14 protein-coding genes and 1 pseudogene are annotated in these 15122 nt (G+C 69.2%); 8 read left to right on the top strand and 7 right to left on the bottom strand.

All coding sequences use genetic code 11. The features are described from left to right. Positions 1-50: 50 nt before the first annotated feature. Positions 51-1217 (top strand): ROK family protein, encoded by a 1167-nt coding sequence (locus tag ACFWVC_RS22035; protein ID WP_384288442.1) that lies wholly within the window; start codon positions 51-53, stop codon positions 1215-1217. A gap of 246 nt (positions 1218-1463) precedes the next feature. On the opposite strand, the gene ACFWVC_RS22030 is transcribed toward ACFWVC_RS22035, so the two are convergent. After that, positions 1464-2063 carry a DUF308 domain-containing protein gene (locus tag ACFWVC_RS22030; protein ID WP_384288438.1) on the bottom strand — a complete coding sequence of 200 codons (600 nt, stop codon included), beginning with the start codon at positions 2061-2063 and terminating at the stop codon, positions 1464-1466. A 209-nt stretch (positions 2064-2272) separates the two neighbouring features. On the opposite strand from ACFWVC_RS22030, the gene ACFWVC_RS22025 reads away from it, so the two are divergent. Further along, positions 2273-3457, top strand: a complete 1185-nt coding sequence (locus tag ACFWVC_RS22025; protein WP_384288433.1) for a sensor histidine kinase — start codon at positions 2273-2275, stop codon at positions 3455-3457. Further along, positions 3454-4113, top strand: a complete 660-nt coding sequence (locus ACFWVC_RS22020; protein WP_384288429.1) for a response regulator — start codon at positions 3454-3456, stop codon at positions 4111-4113. Before ACFWVC_RS22025 ends, ACFWVC_RS22020 begins: the two co-directional genes overlap by 4 nt. 142 nt (positions 4114-4255) lie before the next feature. On the opposite strand, the gene ACFWVC_RS22015 is transcribed toward ACFWVC_RS22020, so the two are convergent. After that, complete coding sequence (locus ACFWVC_RS22015) at positions 4256-5272, bottom strand: ArsR/SmtB family transcription factor (protein WP_384288426.1); 1017 nt, start codon at positions 5270-5272, stop codon at positions 4256-4258. Positions 5273-5404: 132 nt separating this feature from the next. Here ACFWVC_RS22015 and ACFWVC_RS22010 point away from each other — a divergent pair, with 132 nt between their 5' ends. The 3 genes and pseudogenes from ACFWVC_RS22010 to ACFWVC_RS22000 form a co-directional block, all read left to right on the top strand. Then, positions 5405-6370: an SMP-30/gluconolactonase/LRE family protein gene (locus ACFWVC_RS22010; RefSeq protein WP_384288424.1), complete on the top strand. Its 966-nt coding sequence runs from the start codon at positions 5405-5407 to the stop codon at positions 6368-6370. A gap of 338 nt (positions 6371-6708) precedes the next feature. Next, positions 6709-7152 carry a nuclear transport factor 2 family protein gene (locus tag ACFWVC_RS22005; RefSeq protein WP_384288420.1) on the top strand — a complete coding sequence of 148 codons (444 nt, stop codon included), beginning with the start codon at positions 6709-6711 and terminating at the stop codon, positions 7150-7152. 121 nt (positions 7153-7273) lie between these two features. Next, positions 7274-7692, top strand: a pseudogene (locus tag ACFWVC_RS22000) (transposase); the annotation flags it as partial. A gap of 25 nt (positions 7693-7717) precedes the next feature. On the opposite strand, the gene ACFWVC_RS21995 reads toward ACFWVC_RS22000, so the two are convergent. Beyond that, entirely contained in the window at positions 7718-9040 is a 1323-nt protein-coding gene (locus ACFWVC_RS21995; protein ID WP_384288418.1) for a LuxR C-terminal-related transcriptional regulator, read from the bottom strand. 169 nt (positions 9041-9209) lie between these two features. Between ACFWVC_RS21995 and ACFWVC_RS21990 the strand changes: the two genes are divergently transcribed. Beyond that, positions 9210-10124 carry an NADP-dependent oxidoreductase gene (locus tag ACFWVC_RS21990; RefSeq protein WP_384288414.1) on the top strand — a complete coding sequence of 305 codons (915 nt, stop codon included), beginning with the start codon at positions 9210-9212 and terminating at the stop codon, positions 10122-10124. A gap of 352 nt (positions 10125-10476) precedes the next feature. Beyond that, a complete protein-coding gene (locus ACFWVC_RS21985) occupies positions 10477-11007 on the top strand; it encodes a YceI family protein (protein ID WP_384288410.1) in 531 nt (176 codons plus the stop codon). 196 nt (positions 11008-11203) lie between these two features. On the opposite strand, the gene ACFWVC_RS21980 is transcribed toward ACFWVC_RS21985, so the two are convergent. The 4 genes from ACFWVC_RS21980 to ACFWVC_RS21965 form a co-directional block, all read right to left on the bottom strand. Beyond that, positions 11204-11713, bottom strand: coding sequence for a hypothetical protein (locus tag ACFWVC_RS21980; protein ID WP_384288542.1), 510 nt, complete (start codon positions 11711-11713; stop codon positions 11204-11206). 2 nt (positions 11714-11715) lie between these two features. Beyond that, complete coding sequence (locus ACFWVC_RS21975) at positions 11716-12999, bottom strand: molybdopterin-dependent oxidoreductase (RefSeq protein WP_384288408.1); 1284 nt, start codon at positions 12997-12999, stop codon at positions 11716-11718. Between the two features lie 558 nt (positions 13000-13557). Further along, the gene (locus ACFWVC_RS21970) at positions 13558-14322 is read right to left on the bottom strand and encodes an SDR family NAD(P)-dependent oxidoreductase (protein ID WP_384288405.1); all 765 of its coding nucleotides are present in this window, start codon (positions 14320-14322) and stop codon (positions 13558-13560) included. 58 nt (positions 14323-14380) lie between these two features. Next, positions 14381-14692: a SpoIIE family protein phosphatase gene (locus tag ACFWVC_RS21965; protein WP_384288402.1), complete on the bottom strand. Its 312-nt coding sequence runs from the start codon at positions 14690-14692 to the stop codon at positions 14381-14383. Between the last annotated feature and the right edge of the window lie 430 nt (positions 14693-15122).

Below are 15122 nucleotides of genomic sequence, written 5' to 3'. Positions count from 1 at the left end.
GGCCCCTAACGTTTTGTCACACATTCGGCTGATACCCAGGAAGTGAGCCAGTGAGCATCCAGTACCGCGTGCTGAGCCTGTTGCGCGACCTCGGACCGCTGTCGCGCGCACAGCTGTCCGACCAGCTGGAAGTGGCGAGGCCGAGGCTGCTGGCTGAACTCGACCGTTTGATCGCCGCCGGGAGGGTGCTCGAGGCGGGGCCGGCCACCTCTCGAGGCGGCCGGCCATCCACTCTTGTCCAACTCGATCCCGAAATCCGGTTCGCGGCGGTGGACCTCGGTGCCAGCTCGATAGACATCGAGATCACCGACGGAGGGCTGGAACCGATTGCCTCCTATGCCGAGGCCGCCGATATCCGCAAAGGTCCGCGTGCCGTCCTGGACCGGGTCACCGAACTCCTGCACAAAATGGCCGACCAGGCCGGGTGCGCGCGGTTCAACTCCATAGGAATCGGGCTGCCCGGGCCGGTCAGCTTCAAGGAGGGGATCTCGGTCTCCCCGCCGATCATGCCGGGTTGGGACCGCTTCCCGGTCCGGGACACCCTCACCCGTGCGCACGGCTGCCCGGTCGTGGTGGACAACGACGTGAACGTCATGGCCCTCGGTGAGCGGTACGGGGGGGTCGCCAAGGCCGTCGACAACCTGCTGTTCGTCAAGATCGGCAGCGGCATAGGCTGTGGTGTGCAGGTCCACGGCCAGATCTACCGCGGGTCGGAGGGGTCCGCGGGCGACATCGGCCACATCCAGGTCGAGGCTGAGGGACCGGTCTGCTCGTGCGGCAAAACCGGCTGCCTCGAGGCGTTCTTCGGCGGTGTGGCCCTGGCCCGGGACGCCACCGCCGCCGCCCGTTCGGGGCAGTCGCCGGCACTGGCCGAACGCCTCGCCGCGGAGGGCGTCCTCACCGCTGTGGACGTGGCGGAGTGCGCGGCCGGCGGGGACGTCACGTGCGTCAACCTGATCCGGGACGGCGGCCACCGGGTGGGGCAAGTCCTCGCCACGCTGGTCAGCTTCATCAACCCGTCGATGATCGTGATCGGCGGCGGCGTCTCCGGGCTCGGCCACCTGCTGCTCGCCGAGATCCGCAGCGTCGTCTACAAGGGCTCACTACCGCTCGCCACCGGGAACCTGCAGATCGTGCTGTCAGAACTCGGCCCGCGCGCCGGAGTGGCCGGCGCGGCCCTGCTGGCCAGCGAACTCGACTTCGAGAGACATCTATGACGGACCGGCCGGATTCCCCGGCCGCCCCTGTGCACGGCCGTGCGACCGCTACACGTACGGACGCGAACTCGGCCCGGCCCGTCACACCGCCCGCGCTGCGCACGCTGCGAGAACCCGACAGGTCCGCATAGTGAACGCCCACTGGTGACTCGCCCCGCTCGGCCCAGCTGTGCCGATCCTTCGGTCTGGGCACGCGATTCCGTTGGCCAGCTGAATCGGGAGACGCGGTGGCTGCTACGGCGGTGGTCAGCGCTTTTCGCGTCGGCTGCGGATGCTGAGGGCGATGACGGAGACAAGGAACCAGAAGGCACCGAAGGCCGAGTATCCGGCGACGGTGGACAGGCTGCTCGTCGCCGAGGCGGACGTGGCAGCGATGGTGGCGCCGGCGAGTACGGACTGTCCACCACTGATCACCATGGGCCACTGGGCGCCGACGGTGCGCCGGCGTCGGATCGCGACGACGAGCTGGATGGCTCCGGAAAGGAGGGCCCAGACGCCGAACACGAGCAGGGCCGTCCCGACGGTGGAGAACACGGCGATGATCATTCCGGCGGTGGTGGCGAGGCCGAGACCCATGTTGACGGTACTGACGCGGTTCGCGGAGCCGGTGCCGGCCAGGCGACGCTCGAGGAGCGTGGCGATGGCGTCCCACAGGGGGTAGACGACGAGTAGCGCGGCCGCGATCACTGTGGGCCTGTCCGCCGACACGAGCGAGGCGGAGGTCGTGAGGACGAGGGCCACCCAGATCAGGGAGAAAACGACTCGGATCAGGTGGAGCGATCGGAGCCCGGAAGGCGTCGTCGCGGCCGTGGTGGAAGTGGTCGAGGTTACGGTGGTCTGAGTCATCGGGTGTCCCGTGGTGATCGTGACGGTGTGAGACGGTCGCCTCGATGACGAGTCTCAGGGGCCTCGGGAGGCGCCGTGTACTTCGAACGAAGTAGTTCTGCCATCCGCTTCGACGGCATGCGCTCTGCCGTCCCGATGGACCGACGCAGCTGCGCGGTCTACTTCATTCGAAGTACACGACCGCCGCACACGTGAACGAGAATCGGCTCATGGTCAAGGCGCGGAACAGTCAGGACGGGCTCGCGGCACCGCTGTGGGTCCGCCGCCCCGAGGTGCTGCACCGGGTCGCCTATGCGCTGGCCGCGCTGGTGTTCACCGGTCAGATCGTGGCGGTGATCCTGAGGGGTGCGGACTGGCCGACGGCCCTGTCCGTGCTCCTCGCCGGCGGCGGTGTCGCCCTCTCGTGGTGGAAGCCGTGGGCGGGACTGGTCGTGACGAGCGCGGCGTCCTTCGCCGTCACAGCGGTGGGCAACGACCCCCTGTCGGTGTGGATGATGGCGGTGCTCGTGCTGTTCTCGGTCACCCTCAGGGGAAAGCAGCCGCTGGCCGGAACCGGCATCGTGGCGGCGTTCTTCCTGGGGGCGTTCATGACGGTCGGAGGATTCCGTGGCGGCGCGGTCGTGGGAGTCGCCGCCGTCTTCACTGCTGTGGCAGGAGGTGCGACAGGGGCCGCGCTCCGCATCCATCGAGACCACTGGTGGACCCTGGAGGAACGGGCCGAAAGCGCCATCGCCACCCGCGAGATCGAAGCCACCCGCCGCGTGACCGAAGAACGACTCCGCATCGCCCGGGACCTCCACGACGTCATCGGCCACCAGGTCGCGATGCTGAGCCTGCACCTCGGTGCAGCGGAGATCGGACTGCCCGAAGACGCCGAGTCCTCCCGGCAGGCCCTCGACTCAGCCAGGTCCAGCGCCCGCACCGTCATCGTCGAAACGCAACGCATCCTCGCGCTGCTCCGCCTCGGGGACGACATCTCCGACGACGAGGCGCTGCGGCCGACACCGGCGCTCAGCGGCCTGGAAGGACTCATCGCCTCGTTCGAGAGCATCGGCCTCGACATCCGGCCCTCCATCGACATCCCCGTCGGCTTCGTGGAGCCCAGCGTCGGCGTGACGGTCTACCGGGTCGTTCAGGAAGCACTCACGAATGCCTATCGGCATGGAGAGGGGACGGCGACAGTGGATGTGCGCGAGCACGACGGCAGGATCTGCGTCACCGTGGAGAACCGCGTCGGTCGCTCACCCCGCGGCTCCGACTCGGGCAGCGGACTCGGACTCGTGGGGATGCGCGAACGTGTCGAGTCCTCCAGCGGGCGGCTGACGGTCGACAGTCACGACGGGCGATTCCGGGTCCACGCGGAGTTCAGCCCCCTGGGAGCCGTCGTCCGATGACGCGGATTCTGATCGTCGACGACCAGGACGACATCAGGGCCGGGATCCGGGTGATGCTCCGGCTCGATCCGAGTCTCGTTGTCGCGGGTGATCTCTCCGACGGGCTCCAGGTCGTTCCCTTCCTCCGGGAGCACCCCGTCGACCTGGTCCTGATGGACATCCGGATGCCCGGCATCGACGGTGTCGAAGCCACCCGCCGGATCCGCGCAGAGCATCCGCCCGAAAAGACGCGGGTGATCGTGCTGACCACTTTCGACCAGGACGACATCGTTCTCGCCGCCCTGCGCGCAGGCGCCAACGGTTTCCTGAGCAAGACCGTGAGCCCCGCTGAACTCGTCGCAGGAATCACCGAGGTCGTCGGCGGTGGCGGCGCGCTGTCGGCCGCCGCGACGGCCGCGCTCATCGGTCACATGACCGACAGTCCGCCACCGATGATCGACCGGGAGCTGCTGCATCGCTTCGGCGCTCTGACACCCAGGGAACGGGACGTGGTCGTTCTCATTGCGAGCGGCCTCGGCAACGACGAGATCGCGGCCCAGATGTCCGTGTCGCCGTTCACGGTGAAGACGCATGCGGTACGGGCCATGACGAAGGTCGGCGCACGTGATCGGGCGCAGCTCGTCTCGTTCGCCTTCCGGGCCGGCCTCTACCCCTGAGCCGGGCGCGTCATCCGCGCTGTGCACGTCTTTGGGCTGCAGGTTCACGGGTCAGGGACGCGTAGGGCACTTGATCAGTTCTTCTGGTCCCGCGGGTAAGGCGACGGCGAGGACGTGCCTGTCGCGTGGATCGAGCGCCGGGTCAGCGGTGTCGGGTGTGGACGGAGCCGGGTGGCTCTCCTGCCAGGAGCGCCATGCCGAGCGGAGTCAGGCCGTGCAGGACCGAGGTCCCGGTTCTGGTGGTGTGCACGAGTCCGGCGTTGCGTAGGACGGTGGCGTGCTGACTGGCGGCCGCCAGGGAGACCTCTGCCCGTTCGGCGAGGGCGGTGGTCGTGGCCGGGTCGCGGAGGGCGCTGAGGACGGCGGCCCGGGTCCGGCCCAGCAGCGGCCCCAGCGCGGAAGCATGCTCCGCGGGAGGCGTGCCGACGGCGTCGGGGATGAGCATGGGGTAGACGAGCACGGTCGGTTCCTCGGGCTGGTACTTGACCATGGGGCCCGTCCCGAACCAGGACGGCATCAGCAGCAGGCCTCGGCCGCAGAGCGGGATGTCGTACGTCCGGCGGGACGGCAGACACAGCACCGGCGGGTTCCAGAGCCAGGTGGGACTGAGGGTGGTCAGCAGTGCGTCGACGCCCCCGCGCAGCAGCATCTCGGCGCGCAAGGCGCGATCGGCCGTGCCGTCGGCCCGGACGAGCGGCCACAGCGGGGCGATCGAGGAGTCGAAGTAGCTGCGTACATCGGATACGAGAGTGTGCCGGGCGGCGGCCGTGCCGGCTGCGAGCTCCAGCGGCCACCGGCTGGGCGGCCGCGCCGCCGCGTCGCGCCCGGAGGGGTCCGGTTGCAGGTCCCTGGCGAGTTGAGCTGCAGGGGTTCGGCCGGCGAGGTCGACGGCGGTGGCGAGGTCCACAGCGTTCGGCTGCAGCAGGAAGTCCGGGAGGGAGCCCTCGCGGGGCACCAGGTCGAGGAGGACCCCGGCCCGTTCGGCGAGGCTGCCGTTCATGCGGCGACGCCATTGCGCGACGCCGGGTCGTGAACGGCCCGGCACGGCTGTGGCGGCCCGTACTCCGCGCACGCTGAGGACCGCCTCCCACAGGGGGTTGGGCGCCGGGGCGAGGACGATGCGGCGCAGGTCTGCGGCGTCGAAGTGTAAGCGGATCACGCCGACTGATTATCGGCCTTGCGGAGCCTTTCGCCCAGGCCTGAAAGGCCGGGTGTTTGCTGCTCGCCCCGTGCAGGCTCTGGAGCGGTCCCTGCGACGCGGGGAACCGTCCCCTACCCGGAGGTCGCTGCGATGCCCGGTACCGTCCGTCTTCTCTGCCTCGGCGCCTCGGCCCTGCTGACGGGGCTGGCCGCTCCGCCCGCCCCGGCGGCCGCCCATGAACTGCCGCGCAGCTACGTCGTCTCGAGGGCCGCCGGTGTCCTGCCCGAGGGGATCACGATCGATGCCGACGGCACGATGTACGTGTCCTCGGACGGAACGGGCGCGCTGTACCGGGGTTCGGTCCGTTCACCGCGACTGCACCCCTTCCACGCGGCGGGCCTGGCGGGCCGCCCCAGCACCCTGGGCGTGCACACTGACAGCAACGGGCGGGTCTTCTCCGTAGGAGGAGCCGAGCTGACCGTCCACGACCGGCATGGGCGGCTGCTCGCCACGCGCACCGCGCAGAGCGGCCCGCTCGCGGCACCCGTCCTCAACGACCTGGTGATCACCGACGACGCCGTCTACGTGACGGACTGGGCGAATCCCGTCGTCCACCGGGCCCTGATCCGCCATGGCAGCCTTGGGCCCTTGGAGCCGTGGCTTGACATCCGTCCGGGCTTTCCGCAGTTCCCGGCGCAGTACTGGCTTCTCAACGGCATCGTCGCGGACCCCTCGGGAACGACTTTGCTGGTGGCTTCCAACGGCACCGAGGCGGTCTGGCGGGTGGATGTCGCCGGCCAGGAGATCACCCAAGTGGATCTGGGCGGTGCCTCATTCGGCGCCGACGGGATGGTACTGAGCGGACGGACGCTGTACGCGGTCCTCAACTACGGTGCTCCGCACGGGGTGTATGTCGCCGAGCTCGACGCTCAGTTGCGCACGGGTTCGGTGACCCACCGGATCACCGGGCAGCGTTTCGACCTGCCCACCACGCTGGCCCGTCACGGCTGCCGGCTCTATGTGGTCAACAGCCAGAACGACGAGCCGCCCGGCAGCCCCCCGTACACCGTCAGTGCGGTTGACGACCCGACGTGCGTGCGGCCGCGACAGCCATGACCGTCACCGCGTGCCGCCGACCCGTAATGGAAGTTGCCGCATCGCCCACGGGCTGATCGACGCTGGCGCTGCCGCCCCCGCGGGCGGAGGCGGCAGCGGTCTGCGTTTGTGCCGGTCACCGGAAGGTTTTCGGGAATGTCCTGGTCGGACTTCTCTTCCGGGGGTGTGGCGCGGGGGTCTTGGGCCGTTGGGACCTGACCGGGGACCCGCTGACGCTGCGGCTCGCGGTCTTGGACTCGCCGGCACGCCAGAGAACTTGCTCGAGACAGTCGGCAGTACGGGCCCGCATCAGGCGATAATGATCGTTAGCTGCCTGTGCGTATTACTTGGGGGGTCTTGTGAGTCTGAGTCCGCGCGAGGTGTTTCTCCGGCTTGTTCATGGGGTCGCCGATGGGAACTCAAGCGAGTTGCCTGACCTGTATGGCGAGGTCACCGATGTCCGGCATCCGATGGCGACGCCGGAGTCCGAGCCGTTGACGAGTCGGCGTGCGCTCCGGGAGCACTTCACGGTGCCGCCGGAAGTTCGGGAGTCCTTGCCGAAGAGGCGTGTCGTCGATGTCGTCGTCCACGAGACCGCCGATCCTGAAGTGATCGTCGCCGAGTTCGCTTACGAGTTCACGTTGCCGGACGACTCCGTGGCCAAGGTGCCCTGCGTCTTCGTCATGCGTGTGCGGGACGGTCAGATCATCGAGTCACGCGACTACATCGACCCGATCCGTACGTACACGGCACGCGGGGACCTTGACCGCCTCATCGCGTCGTTGCGCAAGGGCGTTTCCTGACCCCGCGCTTTCCGAGGTGCGCTGTCCAAGAGTTGACCAGAAACGCAGAAAGTGCTCTTGACCTGCAACGATAGGACTTGCTGAGGATCCTGTTGGCTGCGGGGGAAAGAGCACTTTCCAGGTGCGAGAGCCTATGGCGTCCTACCCACGTGTCCGTGTCCATGGTGACGGCCGGCAGCGGCGATATCCGCGGCATTGGCGCCCTTGCGGAAGCCACGGGCCGTCCACGATCCCGGGAAGATCCTCCTGGACCTTGCGCCGGCGGTCGCGTTGGGCGGGGACTGCCCGGCCGACGTCGGCATGCTGCGGGCCGAGCCGGGTGTGTTCGGCCCGGTGGCTTCCGATCCGACGGTCTCCCGTCTCGTCGATGCTCTTGCCTCGTCCGGCCCGAAGGCCCTGGCCGCGATCCGGGATCCACGTTCCCAGGTGCGCGGGCGGGTCTGGGACCTGGCCGGTGAGAGCAGTCCGGCCGCCGATGGCAGCGTCATCGTGGACATTGACGGTGTGCTGGTGCTCGCCCACTTCGAGAAGCAGGACGCCGACGGGGACTCATGAACGATCGAGGCTATACCGCCGCAACCGAATGGAAGAACGCTGCCGCTTCACCCCGCGAAGCGACCGCAAGCTTCGACAGGATGTTGGCGACGTGGAATTTGACGGTGGACTCACTGATGTGAAGCTCCTGCGCGATGGCCCTATTGCGGTGACCGAGTGCCAGGCGCTCGAGGACGTCGAGTTCTCGGCTTCCGAGGGCGGACAGCAGGTCTGTGCCCGGTGTCACGTGCTGCGAGTGGACGGACGCGGGCCGGGAGATCTTCGCGGTGGCGGCCTCGGACATCGCCAGGGGAAGCGTCAGTCTGGTCGTCGTCCCCCAGCCGGGTACTGCGTCCCGTTCGAAGGTTCCGCCCTGGGCTTCGACCCGCTGGGCGATCTGGCCGGCCACGAGATCGTCACGCGGCTCGCCGGGCCCGTCGTCGCGTACGGTCGCGACCAGCTCGGTGAGCCCGAGCTGCCAGCTGACCCTGATCCGTCGGACCTCGCTCTGCCTGAGTGCTGCCAGGACAGCGGCCCGTACGAACGCTCTGGCGGCGTGCGCGGTGGCCGACGTCAGGGACCTGTCGTTCCCGGGGGGATCCAGTTCCAGCTGGACTGCGCTGTGGCTGAGCAGCGTCTTGAGCGAGTCGGACAGGAGGCTGAAGGCCTGCCTGGCCGGCTCCTCCCACACCGGTGTCGTGCCCCACTGTGATTCGTTGCGCAGTTCTATGAGCGCGTTGACAGCAAGGTCGACGGCGCTTGACCGGGCGACGGCGTCGTCCAGGCGGTGACTGCGCAGGACCCCCAGGATCCCGGAGAGCGCCGTGGCATGCGCTTCGCTCAGTTCGGCGACGGCGTGGGACCTGGCCTGCGCGACCGCGCGGGACTGGGCCAGCGTGCTCGGGGTGGCATCTGTGACGAGTCGCTCCAGATGGGTGGTGAACAGGTCCACCAGCGCCTGCACCGTCGAGAGGATGTCTGCCGGGAGGGGAGTGTCCTCGTCGAGGATGATGACCATGCCGGCGCCCTGGGGAGTCAGATCGCTCGCGACGGCGAGCACGGGCCATGGGGCCCCTGCGAGCTGCGCCGTTCCCTGCCACGGATGGCCCGGTGTCACCTGGGCGACAAGCGCGCCGAGTACCGCCCCGCTGAGCGCATGGGTGAGTTCCTGGTCGCCCACCGCCTCGACGGGCGAGGACGCGCACTGGGTCGCCAGAAGGGCGATCGCGCGGTGCGGCACGTCCTTGGCCAGGGCCGCGGAAAGGTGAGCGGCCATCTCGGATACCGGGGCGTACATGATGTGCGCGGCCGTGACGAGAGCTGAGGACGGCTGTGCGAATCCGGCGTACTCCATGATGTGCAGCGTACGACCTGGCTTACTGCGTGCACCCCACCGATCGGCCGGGGCGGAACCGTCCGAAAGGCCGGCAGGATCGCTCCGCCTCCGTTCCACCATGAATGCATCCGGCCGGCCACGTGTCCGGCCCGCCGGTTGTTCTGGTTCTCATGCTGGAGGCTGAGCCATGCAGGCAATAGTGTTCGAGGAATTCGGTGGGCCCGAGGTGCTCCGGCTCAAGGACATCGAGGAGCCCCACGCGGGTCCGGGCGAGGTACGCATCGCCGTGCGGGCGATCGGCGTCAATCCCATGGACTTCAAGGTGCGTCGCGGCTGGTTCGAAGAGTTCATGCCGACGCCGCTGCCTGCCGTGCCGGGTCTCGAGGCGGCCGGGGTCGTCGACGAGGTCGGGGAGGGGGCCACCGGCTTCGCCCGTGGCGACGAGGTGGTGGGCTGGGTGACGGGCGGCGCTTACGCCGAGTACGCCCTTGCGTCCAACGTCGTGCGCAAGCCCGCGGGGGTCAGCTGGGACCAGGCCGTCGCGCTGCCCGTGGCAGGCGAGACCGCCGACCGCGTGCTGCGCGAACTGGACGTGAAGAAGGGGGAGACCGTGTTGGTGCACGGTGCCGCCGGCGTCGTGGGCTCACTCGCCGTGCAGCTCGCCGTGGCACGCGGCGCGGCTGTGATCGGTACCGCCTCCTCCGCCAATCACGACTACCTTCGCGAACTCGGCGCCGTCCCGCTGGCGTACGGCGATGGACTGGTCGAGCGTGTCCGGGCCTTCGCTTCCCAGGGCGTGGACGCGGTGTTCGACGCTGCGGGCTTCGGGGCGCTGCCCGACTCGATCGAGTTGCGGGGTGGCACGGACCGCATCGTCACCATCGCCGACATGTCGGCCCCGCAGCTCGGCGTGGCCATGTCCTCGGCACCCACGACGACGCCCGAGGAGATGGCCGCAGTGATCAGTTCGCAGCTCGCCGGAATCGCCGACGGCTCCCTGCGAGTACGGAGCGACTCGGTCCTTCCGCTGGCCGAAGCCGCGAAGGCCCAGCAGAAGAGCGAGGGTGGCCACGCTCGCGGCAAGCTGGTGCTCAAGCCCTGACGACGTCCCGCGGCGTGGGTCCCGGCCCACCGAGGACGTCAGCGAGGTTCCCGGTACAGCAGCAGGCGGGACAGCACGTGTCGGCGACGGCATGGAGCAGCGGACGACTGACCGGTACCGCAGCGCCCGGCCGCCTGAGCAGGCCGTGCTCGGGCATGGACCACCTCACATACCGCTCTCGATGCCCCCGGGATCCGGCCGTCGGCACGTCTGCCGGCGAACCTGGACGGCCAACCACGCGGCGAATGCGGCGGTGTGCCCATTCCGTCTGCCGGCTCCCGCCCATTTGTCGACCAATCAAAATTCAGCGGTCCGAAGCAATCCTTCGGATTTGTTCTCGTCGAGGAAAATCATGAGTCAGTCATCAGTCCAGCAGTTTCTCGATACGGCGGCCGGCAAGGGAGTCTGGACGCTGGATCCGAAGGCGAGCAGCGTCGAACTGGCAACCAGGACGATGTGGGGCCTGGTGAACGTCAAGGGCACGTTCGAGCGGGTCTCCGGCCAAGGTCGTGTCGGGCCTGGCGGCGCCATTTCCGGCATGCTCACCATCGATGCCGCATCCATCAGCACGGGTCACGCGAAGCGCGACAAGCATCTGAGGGGCGCGGACTTCTTCGACGTCGAGAGGTACCCCGAGTTCACGATCCGGGTGGTCGGGGGTACTCCCCGGGGGACCGGCGTCGAGTTCCGGACCGAGTTCACGATCAAGGGCGTGACGCGAAGTATCCCCCTCACTGGAACGGTCGACCAACTTGCGGGTGACGCGGTGACCGTGAGCGTCGAGACGCATATCGACCGTGCTCGGTTCGGGATGGACTGGAACCAGATGGGGATGATCAAGGGCCGCACCACGGTCGCTGTCAGAGCCGTCTTCAAACCCTAGGGCCCTGGCTTGGGCGTACCGGCTGCCGTGGCCGGCCGGTAGTGGAGGGCTCCGTCTGCCCCCAGGCGGAGTCCTCCACCAGAAGGCGCACCAGCTCTTCCCGAGCCTGGCGCAGGCCGACGTGGCCCGAGCACGCTGCGGGTGGGCGGCGCAGGCCGCCGCCGTTGTTGCTGCTCAGGGCACCGCACGTCGGCCGTCACGGGGTGCCGTTTTCGCGCGGTGGCCGTTCCGGGTCGACTTCGGCGGGCCGGGCCACCCGGTGTGCGCGGCGCAACCTGAGGGCGAAGGCTAAGGCCGAAACGGCGAAGAGCGCAGCGGTGATGATGAGCCAGCGGCCGAGATAGATGTCGTAGGAGAGTCCGGTGGCCTTCGGGTAGGGGCTCGCCAGACGGAAGACGAGGGGGAACCACACCAGCAGCAGGACGCCGGACAGAAACGCCGGGACACGTAGATAGTTGATCCACGGCGCCTTCGGCACGGTGTTCTCGCGGTGGCGCAGTACGGCGCGGGCGGACAGGTCGGCGAGGGAGTACAGGGGCAGCAGGATCAGGTCGTGGAGGATGGCCGCTCCCACCAGCCAGATCGCCACTTCGACGGGCCGGACCGCGAACAGCCGCACGCAGGCGTAGGCGGTGAGCGCGAAGGAGCACAGCAGCACCAGCAGGTGCAGAGGATTGGCGCCGTACCAGCGCAGGGCCCGTCCCATGGTCACGTCCTGAAGGTGAGCCGGTGCACCCATTTGGTGTTGTTCACACCGGGGTTGGCCGGGACGATGATGCGCGCGGGGTAGCCGTGGTCGAGCGAGAGGTCCGCCCCGTTGACGCGCAGGGCGAGCAGGGCACGTGTGTCGTGGATCTGGTTGCCGCGCAGCATCACCGAGCTGTAGGGGCCCGGCGGTTGCACCGACTCCACCAGCACACTCCCGGCGTCGGGAAGGCCCGCCATGGCGGCGAGGTCGGTCAGCCGCAGGCCGCTCCAGTGCTGGTCCTCGGTGGACCAGCCCTCGACGCAGGCGATCGGCAGTGCGGCCGCGCGTTGGCGCATCGCGAGGAGCTGCTCACGGGTGAAGACCAGGGCCGTCCCACGGCCGTGGACCTCCAGCCGCCAGGCGGGGCCGGTAAGAGCCGCGGTGACGCCGACAGACGCGGCCGTCTTGTTGATCTGGAAGCCGTTCGGCCCGCTCCCCGGGTTGCGGTTGTGCGGGGCGAGCAGGGCGGTGCCGCGCAGCGCACCGCCGATGCTCTGCCCGGCGGTGACCACCAGCAGAGCCAGCGACCCGGCCCCCACCATCCCCACCGCCCCGCGCCGCGACATCGTGGGGGCCGCCGGCGCGACCGGCACCAGACCGTCCGGGTCGGGCGGCTCGGGACGTGTGCGGGAGCGATCGGTGCGCAGTTCGGCGAGGATCCCGCGTGAGCGCAGCGCATGTCTCATGCGGCCGAACTTCAGGCACACATGGACGACGAACGCGGCGATGAACACCCACGCGCCGTAGAAGTGCAGGGTGTAGAAGGAGCCGGGAAAAATGTAGAAGAGCTGGATGTTGAGGATCCCGGTGACGAACTCGAAGACGGCTCCGCCCACCAGCAGCAGCAGGGACAGGCGCTCGAGTCCGTGGGCGAGCGACCGCAGGGGCGGCCACGAGAACAGTTTCGGGATGACCGACCACAGTTTGGCCAGCAGGACGGGCAGCAGGACCACGCCGAGCGTCACGTGGACGCCCTGGGTCAGCCGGTAGAGCCAGTACGGGCGGGTGGGCCAGTCGAACAGGTAGAAGCCGAGCAGGCCCTTGTCGGGGGTCTGGTCGTTGAGCGGGCCGAGGTCCGGGTTGTACGCGGCGTAGGACAGCGCGCCGGTCACGAACAGCACCGGGATACCGAAGAGCAGCACCAGGCCGAACACCGACGTCAGCCACGGCCCGCGGATCGGGCTGCGCCAGAACCCGGGCCGGAAAGGCCCCGGCGGCGCGGGTGTCTCTCGTGCCTGTCGCACGACCGTCCGGGCACGGGTGCTCGCGCCGGCGGCGACCCGCTGCACGTTCCGCCACGGGTGCGTTCTGCCGCGCTTCGAAGGCTCCGGTTCCCTGGCCGGACCGGGGGCCGGGGGTTGTCCGTCACCGCTCATCGACCGTCTCCTCCACCTCCGGCCGCGCCCTGGGCGGGGAGCGGGCGGCCTCGATCACGCTTCGCTACAGATAGACCAGGACGGTGGCTGGGAAACCGCACCACCACGGGGGATCGCGTCAGGTACCACGAACACCGCACAGACCACACCTGTACGGGCGTATCCCCGCTCGACCGGAGCATCGAGTGCACACCACGGAGGCCGGAGGCACAGCCTGGTCGCGACCTGCGAGTCCGTACGGATTCGCGTAGGCGCCGCTCACCGGCCGACGTCAAGGGCCTCCCTTGAACGACGGCGCGGCACGCTCCCTGCCTCGGTGAAGGCTTACAGCGCTGGGACGAGGTGGCGGCGCCGGCCTGTCGGCATGGCTTCGACGATGCGCGCGATCTCATTCCGGCGCCGCTCGCGTCCGTGGGTGCGAACGCCTCAGGTGTTTTCCAGACCGCCGTCGACGGTGAGGACTTGGCCGGTGACCCATTCCACTGTGGGGTCGGCGAGCCGGAGGACCCATACGGCGAGCTCCTCCGGCCTGCCGCGGCGACCGAGGGGGATACGGGCGGCTTCGGCGTCCTTGATCTGCTGGACTTCGGCGGGGGAGAGGCCGGATGAGGACAGTGCGCCCGTCTCGACGGGTCCCGGGGCGACGGCATTCACCCGGACGCCCTCAGATGCCAGCTCGAGCGCCCAACTCCGGGTCAGATGCTCGATCGCCGCCTTGGAGGCACCGTAGTGACTCGCCACAGCGAGGGGACGGTGCCCGAAGGTGCTCGCGATGTTGACGATCGACCCGCGGGACTCCGCCAGGTACGGCAGCGCCGCGCCGGCCAGCAGGCTGGGGGCGACGACGTTGGTGTCGAAGATCTGCCGGACGCGGTCGGCCGCCACCTCGCGCAGCGGCATCGACATGAAGACCCCGGCGTTGTTGACCAGGACGTCCAGCCGGCCCCAGCGGTCCACTGCGGCCCGGACGATCTCCTCGGGTGCGTCCTCTTCGCTGACGTCGCAGCGGATGGTCTCGATCAGGGGGCGGCCGTCCGAGAGCTCGGCGAGTGCCTGTTCGTTGCGACCGGTCCCGAGGACGGCGGCACCCGCATCGGCGAAGGACACGGCCACCGAACGGCCGATGCCCGAGCTCGCGCCGGTCACGATCACCACTCGGCCGGTGAAGTCGACTGTCAGTGGATTCGACACGGTGAAACCCTTCATTCGGATGTCGGTGGATGGGGAACCGCTGCCGGGGACGCCGGGGTCACAGGCGCACGACGACAACGGCGGTGTCGTCGGTGGCGTCGCTCAGGGTGATCAGTGTTTCGGCCAGGTCTTCGGCGTCGTCCTTGCTGTGGTGTGCGAGGAGGTCGGCGAGGCGCTGAAGGCCGTGATCGATGTCCTCTCCGCGGCGCTCGACGAGCCCGTAGGTGTACAGGACGAACGCAGCCCCGTCGGGGTAGGTGGTGGTGGCCTGCGGGCGCGGGACATGTTCGAGGCCGGCCCCCTGCTTCTTGTCGAGGGCGATCCCCCGGCAGTTCGGTGCGCACCGGGGGCGCCCCTCCGAACGGGACATGCGCCTTTCTCGGGTCCCTGGGCCCAGACATGGATGCAGGCATCAATCCGAGCTATTTGCGCCTTTTGGGTACTAGACCGGATGGCGCTCCGATCTGTGACAGCGATCTCCGCATGCCATACCCGGCGGCTCACGGGCTTCCGCACACGACTGCTGATGCGGCGGCCGCCCGGCTCCGGCAGCTGCTCCAACCTGTCCTACGGGCTGTCGGCCATCGGCGACGACGGCCGTGGGCCGACGGATCAGAGGGGTCGGGAAGGCACTGCCGATGGGTCGGCTGTCGCCGGAGGCTGCCCGCCTGTGATGCGGCGGCCGCCCGGCTCCGGCAGCTGTTCCAACCTGTCCTACGGGCTGTCGGCCATCGGCGACGACGGCCGTGGGCCGACGGATCAGAGGGGTCGGGAAGGCACTGCCGATGGGTCGGCTGTCG

The sequence above is a fragment of the Streptomyces sp. NPDC058691 genome, from assembly GCF_042714775.1.
Lineage (GTDB): Bacteria > Actinomycetota > Actinomycetes > Streptomycetales > Streptomycetaceae > Actinacidiphila.
Note: the sequence above shows the minus strand (reverse complement) of the source record. Positions and strands in the feature narration are given on the sequence as shown.

Bases quoted from the DNA above. Each gene is read 5' to 3' on its own strand.
- ACFWVC_RS22030 (WP_384288438.1), bottom strand. From the start codon at position 2,063: ATGACTCAGACCACCGTAACCTCGACCACTTCCACCACGGCCGCGACG.
- ACFWVC_RS22025 (WP_384288433.1), top strand. From the start codon at position 2,273: ATGGTCAAGGCGCGGAACAGTCAGGACGGGCTCGCGGCACCGCTGTGG.
- ACFWVC_RS22020 (WP_384288429.1), top strand. From the start codon at position 3,454: ATGACGCGGATTCTGATCGTCGACGACCAGGACGACATCAGGGCCGGG.
- ACFWVC_RS22010 (WP_384288424.1), top strand. From the start codon at position 5,405: ATGCCCGGTACCGTCCGTCTTCTCTGCCTCGGCGCCTCGGCCCTGCTG.
- ACFWVC_RS21995 (WP_384288418.1), bottom strand. From the start codon at position 9,040: ATGGAGTACGCCGGATTCGCACAGCCGTCCTCAGCTCTCGTCACGGCC.
- ACFWVC_RS21990 (WP_384288414.1), top strand. From the start codon at position 9,210: ATGCAGGCAATAGTGTTCGAGGAATTCGGTGGGCCCGAGGTGCTCCGG.
- ACFWVC_RS21985 (WP_384288410.1), top strand. From the start codon at position 10,477: ATGAGTCAGTCATCAGTCCAGCAGTTTCTCGATACGGCGGCCGGCAAG.
- ACFWVC_RS21980 (WP_384288542.1), bottom strand. From the start codon at position 11,713: ATGGGACGGGCCCTGCGCTGGTACGGCGCCAATCCTCTGCACCTGCTG.
- ACFWVC_RS21965 (WP_384288402.1), bottom strand. From the start codon at position 14,692: ATGTCCCGTTCGGAGGGGCGCCCCCGGTGCGCACCGAACTGCCGGGGG.